The organism is Ferrovibrio sp. (assembly GCF_029255545.1).
GTDB lineage: Bacteria > Pseudomonadota > Alphaproteobacteria > Ferrovibrionales > Ferrovibrionaceae > Ferrovibrio.
The window spans coordinates 9,458-17,373 of record NZ_JANLJJ010000097.1 but is presented as its reverse complement, the minus strand read 5'-3'; the positions used below and the strand labels follow the sequence as shown (position 1 = coordinate 17,373).

7 protein-coding genes are annotated in these 7,916 nt (G+C 63.6%); 6 read left to right on the top strand and 1 reads right to left on the bottom strand.

The genetic code is table 11. From position 1 onward, the window contains the following. The 6 genes from Q1J79_RS19175 to Q1J79_RS19150 all read left to right on the top strand — a co-directional run. On the top strand, positions 1-818 hold an 818-nt coding region (locus tag Q1J79_RS19175), incomplete at its 5' end, for an ABC transporter substrate-binding protein (RefSeq protein ID WP_300303692.1). After that, a complete protein-coding gene (locus Q1J79_RS19170) occupies positions 818-2,632 on the top strand; it encodes an extracellular solute-binding protein (RefSeq protein ID WP_300303689.1) in 1,815 nt (604 codons plus the stop codon). The genes Q1J79_RS19175 and Q1J79_RS19170, both read left to right, overlap by 1 nt. A gap of 12 nt (positions 2,633-2,644) precedes the next feature. Beyond that, positions 2,645-3,754, top strand: coding sequence for a microcin C ABC transporter permease YejB (locus Q1J79_RS19165; protein WP_300303686.1), 1,110 nt, complete (start codon positions 2,645-2,647; stop codon positions 3,752-3,754). Between the two features lie 4 nt (positions 3,755-3,758). Beyond that, positions 3,759-4,787 carry an ABC transporter permease gene (locus tag Q1J79_RS19160; RefSeq protein ID WP_300303683.1) on the top strand — a complete coding sequence of 343 codons (1,029 nt, stop codon included), beginning with the start codon at positions 3,759-3,761 and terminating at the stop codon, positions 4,785-4,787. Positions 4,788-4,792: 5 nt separating this feature from the next. Continuing rightward, positions 4,793-6,418 carry an ABC transporter ATP-binding protein gene (locus Q1J79_RS19155; protein ID WP_300303680.1) on the top strand — a complete coding sequence of 542 codons (1,626 nt, stop codon included), beginning with the start codon at positions 4,793-4,795 and terminating at the stop codon, positions 6,416-6,418. 13 nt (positions 6,419-6,431) lie between these two features. Then, entirely contained in the window at positions 6,432-7,361 is a 930-nt protein-coding gene (locus Q1J79_RS19150; RefSeq protein ID WP_300303677.1) for a glyoxylate/hydroxypyruvate reductase A, read from the top strand. A 6-nt stretch (positions 7,362-7,367) separates the two neighbouring features. On the opposite strand, the gene Q1J79_RS19145 is transcribed toward Q1J79_RS19150, so the two are convergent. Beyond that, positions 7,368-7,916: monooxygenase (locus Q1J79_RS19145; RefSeq protein WP_300303674.1), on the bottom strand; the 549-nt coding region annotated here is incomplete at its 5' end.

The window sequence follows — 7,916 nt, the reverse complement described above, 5'->3', positions numbered from 1 at the left end:
TGGCCTTCGATTACGAATGGACCAACAAGACCTTCTTTTACGGCGGCTACAGCCGTTCGAGCAGCTATTTCGAGAATTCCGACTTCGCCGCCCGCGGCGAACCATCGGCCGCCGAACTGAAACTGCTGGAGCCCTTCCGCGACAAACTGCCCAAGGAAGTCTTCGGGCCGGCCTATCAGGCGCCGACATCCGACGGTTCGGGACAGGACCGCAAGAACCTGCGCGAGGCGGCCCGCCTGCTGAAGGAGGCCGGCTGGGAGGTCAAGGACGGCAGGCTGCGCAACGCCAGGGGCGAGACGCTGGATATCGAATTCCTGCTGTCCGATCCCACCTACGAGCGCATCGTGGCGCCCTGGACGCAAAACCTGCAGCGGCTCGGCGTTCAGCTTTCCATGCGCACGGTGGATTCGGCGCAGTATGTCGCGCGCATCCGCAGCTTTGATTACGACATGATCTTTTCCGGCTGGGGCCAGTCGAATTCGCCTGGCAACGAGCAGCGCAGCTTCTTCTCCTCGGCCGCCGCAGACAATACGTCCAGCAGCAACTGGATCGGCCTGAAGGATCCAGTGGTCGACAAGCTGATCGATGCGGTGATCTATGCCGCCGACCGCGACAGCTTGATCACCGCCACCCGTGCGCTGGACCGCGTGCTGAGCTGGGGCCAGTATCTGGTACCGGGCTGGAGCCTGCGCGCCGATCGCATCGCCTATTGGGACAAATTCGGGCTGCCGCCCAAGACGCCGAAGAACGGCACCGATTTCATGGCCTGGTGGGTCGACCCGGCCAAGGCGGCGAAGCTGACCGGCACCAAGCCCTGATGCGGCATCGATTCCTTGCGGCGTTTCTGCTGCTTGCGGCATTACCGGCGCAGGCCGAACCGCGCCATGGCCTGTCGGCTTTCGGCGACCTGAAATACCCGGCGAATTTCCGGCATTTCGAGTATGTGAATCCGAATGCGCCGAAGGGTGGTGAACTGCGCGGCTGGCAGCTCGACAGTTTCGACAACCTCAACCCCCTTATCCTCAAGGGTGTGACCGCGCAGAATCTGGGCCTGACCTTCCAGAGCCTGATGGTCCGCGCCATGGACGAGCCCGATGCCGTCTATGCCGATCTGGCCGAAACCGCCGATCTGGCGCCGGATCGGTCTGCGGTGACCTTCCAGCTCAATGAGCGCGCGCGCTGGCATGACGGCAGTCCGGTGACGGCGGAGGATGTCGTCTTCACCGTCGAGGCAACCAAGAAAGACGGCCATCCGCTCTATCAGCTCATCCTGCGCGATGTGGAAAGCGTGACCGCCGATGGACCACGCAGCGTGACCTTCCGTTTCGCCGAGACGGAAAGCCGTCGCGACCTACCACTGATCGTGGCCACCCTGCCGGTCCTCTCCAAAGCCTGGTTCCAGGGTCGCGATTTTGCTTCGCCGACCATCGAGCCGATCACCGGGTCCGGCCCCTATCGCATTTCCCGCGTCGATGCCGGCCGCAGCATCGTGTTCCAGCGCGTGGAGAATTGGTGGGCGAAAGACCTGCCGGCGCATCGCGGCCGCTACAACTTCGCCCAGATCCGCGAGGATTATTACCGCGACCGCGACATCGCCGCCGAGGCTTTCTTCGCCGGAGAATATGATTACCGCGAAGAGGTGATCGCCCGCGTCTGGGCCACCGGATACCAGGGCAAGCCCGCCTTTGACCAAGGCCGCATCAAACGCGAAATTCTGAAGGACGAGACGCCCTCGGGCGTGCAGGCATGGTTCCTCAACAGCCGCAAGCCGCATTTGAGCGACAGCAGGGTGCGTCAGGCACTTAACCTGGCCTATGACTATGAATGGGCCAACAAGACGCTGTTCTACGGCCTGTATAAACGCACACGCTCGATGTTCGAGAATTCCGACCTGGCGGCCAGCGGCCTGCCGGGGGAAGCCGAACTGAAGCTGCTGGAGCCTTATCGCGCCCAGGTGCCGCCACAGGTCTTCACCCAGGAATTCCAGCCGCCGCGCACCGACGGCTCGGGTAACAACCGGGCCAACCTGAAACTGGCGCAGGAACTCCTGTTGCAGGCCGGCTGGCGCATCAAAGCTGGCAAGCTGGTGGATGCCAGGGGCAACCCCTTCGAGCTGGAATTCATGCTGTATGAACCCAGTTTCCAGCGCATCATCAATCCCTTTGCCCGCAGCCTGGAGCGCATCGGCATCACCGTATCGATCCGCGTGGTCGACATCTCGACCTTCGAAAATCGCATGCGCAGCTTTGATTACGACATCATGTCGCGCCGTTTCGCCCAGCCACTCACCCCCGGCGTGGAACAACGCAATTACTGGGGCTCACGCGCCGCCGACACGGTGGGCAGCTTCAATTTCTCCGGGGTGCGCGATCCGGCGGTGGACGATCTGGTGGAGCATATCGTCTCGGCGAAAAACCGCGCCGAGCTGCGCAGCGCCACCCGCGCGCTCGACCGCGTGCTGATGTGGGGCTGGTATGTGATCCCGCACTGGTATAGCGGCACGGTGAAACTGGGCTACTGGGACCGCTTCGCCCGACCAACCGTGAAACCCGCCTATGATGTGGGGCTGGTCGACACCTGGTGGATCGATCACGAAAAAGACAAGGCATTGAATTTGCCAAGGCATCGGTGAGAGAGTAGCGCCATGCTTGCCTATATCCTGCGCCGTCTCGCCCTGATCGTGCCGACCCTGCTCGGCATCATGGTGATCAATTTCGCCGTGGTGCAGTTCGCCCCGGGTGGCCCGGTCGAGCAAGTGATCGCCCAGGTGACCGGTACGGCGGCCGATGTCACTGCGCGCGTCTCGGGCGCCACCGGCGGGGAAACCGGCCCTGGCGCCGGGGCCTTCGCCCAGGCCGCCGAGGGCAGTGCCAAATACCGCGGCGCCCAGGGCCTGGACCCGGAATTCATCAAGCGGATCGAAAAACAGTTCGGCTTCGACAAGCCGGCGCATGAACGTTTCTTCCTCATGCTGGGGCAATATGCCCGTTTCGATTTCGGCGTGAGCTATTTCAAGGATCGCCCAGTGGTGGACCTGATCATCGAGAAACTGCCGGTCTCGGTCTCGCTCGGATTGTGGACAACGCTGATCGTCTATCTGATCTCGATCCCGCTTGGCATTGCCAAGGCGGTGCGCGACGGCAGCCCGTTCGACACCTGGACCTCGGCCGCCATCGTGGTGGGGTATGCCATTCCCGGCTTCCTGTTCGCCGTCCTGCTGGTGGTGCTGTTCGCCGGCGGCAGTTTCCTGCAGTGGTTCCCGCTGCGCGGCCTGACCTCGGATAACTGGGACCAGCTTTCCTGGGGCGCGAAACTCGTCGATTATTTCTGGCACCTGGCCCTGCCGGTCACCGCCATGGTGATCGGCGGCTTCGCCGGGCTGGTGATGCTGACCAAGAATTCCTTCCTGGAAGAGATCAACAAGCTATATGTCCTGACGGCGCGGGCAAAAGGCCTGTCCGAGCGCCGGGTTCTGTATGGCCATGTCTTCCGCAATGCCATGCTGATCGTGATCGCCGGATTCCCTTCGGCCTTCATCGGCATCCTGTTCACTTCCTCCCTGCTGATCGAGGTGATCTTCTCGCTGGATGGCCTCGGCTTGCTCGGTTTCGAGGCGGCGCTGAAACGCGATTATCCGATCATGTTCGGCTCGCTGTTCATCTTCACCCTGCTCGGGCTGGTGGTGAACCTGATCTCCGACCTGATGTATGTGATCGTCGATCCGCGCATCGATTTCGAAAGCCGGGAGGCCTGAGCCGATGCAGCTCTCGCCCATCAATACCCGGCGCTGGCGCAACTTCCGCGACAACAGCCGTGGCTTCTGGTCTCTGTGGGTTTTCATCCTACTATTCGTACTCAGCCTGTTCGCCGAGCTGGTCGCCAATGATTCCCCGTTGCTGGTGAAGTACGACGGCGCTTTGTATTTCCCGGCCTTCAAGGCTTATCCCGAAACCACCTTCGGCGGCGATTTCGAGACGGAGGCAAAGTATCGCGATGCCTTCGTGCAGGAGCTGATCGCCGAAAAGGATGGCTGGATAATCTGGCCGCCGATCCGCTACAGCTACCGCACCATCAACTACGATCTCGGCCGTCCGGCGCCGGCGCCGCCCAGCACGGAAAACTGGCTCGGCACCGACGACCAGGGCCGCGACGTGCTGGCACGCCTGATTTATGGCTTTCGCATCTCGGTGCTGTTCGGCCTGGTGCTGACCCTGCTCAGCTCGGTCGTCGGCGTGATCGCCGGCGCGGTGCAGGGCTATTTCGGCGGCAAGACCGACCTGATCTTCCAGCGCTTCATCGAAATCTGGTCTGGCCTGCCGACCCTGTACCTGCTGATCATCATGGCCAGCATCGTGCAGCCGAATTTCTGGTGGCTGCTGGGCATCATGCTGCTGTTCTCGTGGATGGCGCTGGTCGGCGTGGTGCGCGCGGAATTCCTGCGTGCCCGCAATTTCGGCTATGTGCGCGCCGCCCGCGCGCTTGGCGTTTCAGATGTTTCGATCATGCTGCGCCACCTGCTGCCCAATGCCATGGTGGCAACGCTCACCTTCATGCCCTTCATCCTCAATGGCTCGATCACCACGCTGACCGCGCTGGATTTCCTCGGCTTCGGCCTGCCGCCCGGCTCACCTTCGCTCGGTGAGCTGCTCAGCCAGGGCAAGACCAACATCCAGGCGCCCTGGCTGGGTATTACCGCTTTCGCCGTGCTGGCGGTGATGCTCAGCCTGCTCATCTTCATCGGCGAGGCGGTGCGCGACGCCTTCGATCCGCGCAAGACCTTCCGGTGAGCGGCATGACCGAACAGCCTCTCCTGCGGGTGAAAGACCTGAGCGTGCGTTTCGGCGCCGATGCCGATGCGGTACGGCATGTCTCGTTCGACATCCGGCGCGGCGAGACGCTGGCGCTGGTGGGCGAGAGCGGCTCGGGCAAATCGGTGACGGCCTTGTCGGTACTGCAGCTGCTGCCATATCCGCTGGCCAGTCACCCGAATGGCTCGATCACCTTCCGCAGCGGCGAGGAGCTGGTCGGCGCGCCCGAGCCGGTGCTGCGCGGTATCCGCGGCAACCGCATTGCCATGGTGTTCCAGGAACCCATGACCTCGCTCAACCCGCTGCATAGCATCGAGCGGCAGATCAACGAGGTGCTGTTCCTGCATAAGGGGCTGGACAAGGCGGCGGCCCGGGCGCGCACGCTGGAACTGCTGCGGCTGGTTGGCCTGCCCGAGGCGGAGAAGCGGCTCGATGCCTATCCGCACCAGCTGTCGGGCGGCCAGCGCCAGCGCGTGATGATCGCCATGGCCCTGGCCAACGAGCCAGACCTGCTGATCGCCGACGAGCCCACCACCGCGCTGGATGTCACCATCCAGGCGCAGATCCTGAAGCTGCTGAAAGACCTGCAGGCCAAGCTGGGCATGGCGATCCTGCTGATCACCCACGATCTCAACATCGTGCGTCGCGTGGCCGACACGGTCTGCGTGATGACCCAGGGCGAGATCGTCGAGGCCGGACCGGTAGCCGATATCTTCGCGGCGCCGAGGCACGCCTATACGAAAAAGCTGCTGGCCGCCGAACCGAAAGGCAAGCCGCAGATCGCCGATACCGATGCACCGGTGGTGGCCGAAGCCAAAGATGTGAAGGTCTGGTTCCCGATCACCGCCGGCCTGCTGCGCCGGACCATCGGCCATATCAAGGCGGTGGATGGCATCAGCTTAAGCATCCGCGCCGGCGAGACGCTGGGTGTGGTGGGCGAAAGCGGCTCGGGCAAATCGACACTGGCTTATGCGCTGCTGCGCCTGCAGAAAAGCGAAGGCAGCATCCGCTTCGATGGCCGGGAATTGCAGGGCAGCAGCTGGGCCGAGATGCGGCCACTGCGCAAGGCGATGCAGATCGTGTTCCAGGACCCGTTCGACTCGCTGTCGCCACGGCTGACCGTTTTTCATATCGTCGAGGAAGGCCTGCGCGTGCATGGCATAGGCAGCGACGAAGCCGCCCGCCGCGTCATGGTGGCGGAAGCGCTGACCGAGGTTGGCCTCGATCCGGCCACGATGGATCGCTATCCGCATGAATTCTCCGGTGGCCAGCGCCAGCGCATCGCCATTGCCCGCGCCATGGTGCTGAAGCCCCGTTTCGTGGTGCTGGATGAACCGACCTCGGCGCTGGACATGAGCGTGCAGGCCCAGATCGTCGATCTGCTGCGCGACCTGCAGCAGAAGCACAGGCTGGCCTATCTGTTCATCAGCCACGACCTGCGCGTAGTGCGCGCCCTGGCCGACCGCGTGATGGTGATGAAGGATGGCCGCGTAGTCGAACAGGGCGACGCGAAACGAATTTTCGAGGCGCCACAGACCGACTATACCCGCGCGCTGATCGCTGCCGCCTTCGACGTGGCGGTGATCCATGATCACGCCGTGCGCACCTGACCGCAACCCTGTCATGGCCCTGCTGATCTATTCGAAGAATCATCCGGTCGAAGACTGGGCCGCCGCCCTGAAAGCCGAGGCGCCGGATCTGGATATTCGCCTGCATCCGCAGACCGGCAATCCGTCCGAGATCGACGTGGCGCTTGTGTGGAAGCCGCTGCCGGGTCTGCTGCGGAGCTTCCCAAACCTGAAGCTGATCCAGAGTTTCGGCGCCGGCGTTGATGGCATCCTGGCCGACCCGAACATCCCAAAGCATGTGCCGCTGGCCCGCGTGGTGGATGGCCGGCTGACCGTGGGCATGAGCGAATATGTGCTGCTGCATGTGCTGCGCTTCCACCGCCAGGTCGACGCCATGGCAACCAACCAGCGCAACCGCACTTGGCGCTGGCTGCCGCCGGTGGATGCCTCGGAACGCGTGATCGGCATCATGGGCATGGGCACGCTGGGCAGCCATGTTGCGAAGAAGCTGGTCGATTTCGGCTTCCAGGTAGCGAGCTGGAGCCGCAGCCTGAAAGCCGTGGACGGCGTCACCAGTTTTCATGGCGATGACCATCTGGAAGGCTTTCTGCGTATCTGCAACGTGCTGGTCTGCCTGCTGCCGCTGACGCCGCAGACCCGCGGCATCATCAGCCGTCGCACGATGTCGCTGCTGCCGCGCGGCGCCTATATCATCAATGCCGGCCGCGGTGGCCATGTGGTGGAGGCCGATCTGCTGCATGCCCTGGACAGCGAATGGCTATCGGGCGCCACGCTGGACGTGTTCAATGAGGAGCCGCTGCGGCCCGACCATCCCTTCTGGACTCACCCGAAGGTAACGGTGACGCCGCATAACGCGGCCGACAGCATCCCGGCCCATGTGGCGCCGCAGATCGTCGACAATATCCGCCGCCTGCAGCAGGGCCTGCCGATCCTGCGCCTGGTGGATTACACACGCGGGTATTGAAGCCGGTCAGGTCGGCGCCAGCGGCGCGCGGTTGATGCGCCCCAGCGCCTCATTGACCCCGAACAGACGGGCGGCGATGCCGTCGATGCCGAAGCCAGCCAGCCGTTTGCTGTGCAGGTCAAGATAGACTTCGGCATCCGCCTTGCCGGTAAACAGGTAAATGCCGCCGGCGCGGCCGGTTTCCGGATTCTCCGTCCAGATCTTCCACAGCAGGCCCGGGGTCGCGGCAATGGCCTCGGCCAGGTCACGCAGCGCCAGCGCGAGATCATCACCCCATGGTCCGGCGAACGGGAAGTCGATCTGCAGCAGGGCCAGCTCCCGCGCCGGTGCCGCTTCGCCCAGCCGGTTCGCAAGGTGATGCAGCTTTTCGGGCGGCAGAACGCGGTGCGCCAGATTCCAGATCGCCGCCCAGCCCGCCGCAGGCGCCGTCGCCCGGATGCCGCCCAGCAGCCCGACCGCTTCCTCCGGCCGCAAGGCGGGCAGCATCCAGCGCAGAAATTCCTGCATCACCTGCGGACCAAGGAATTGCAGGATCTGGCGCTGGATATCCTTCAG

What these genes read in the sequence shown, in the direction of transcription:
- Q1J79_RS19170 (WP_300303689.1), top strand. Translation starts at nt 818, where the DNA reads ATGCGGCATCGATTCCTTGCGGCGTTTCTGCTGCTTGCGGCATTACCG.
- Q1J79_RS19165 (WP_300303686.1), top strand. Translation starts at nt 2,645, where the DNA reads ATGCTTGCCTATATCCTGCGCCGTCTCGCCCTGATCGTGCCGACCCTG.
- Q1J79_RS19160 (WP_300303683.1), top strand. Translation starts at nt 3,759, where the DNA reads ATGCAGCTCTCGCCCATCAATACCCGGCGCTGGCGCAACTTCCGCGAC.
- Q1J79_RS19155 (WP_300303680.1), top strand. Translation starts at nt 4,793, where the DNA reads ATGACCGAACAGCCTCTCCTGCGGGTGAAAGACCTGAGCGTGCGTTTC.
- Q1J79_RS19150 (WP_300303677.1), top strand. Translation starts at nt 6,432, where the DNA reads ATGGCCCTGCTGATCTATTCGAAGAATCATCCGGTCGAAGACTGGGCC.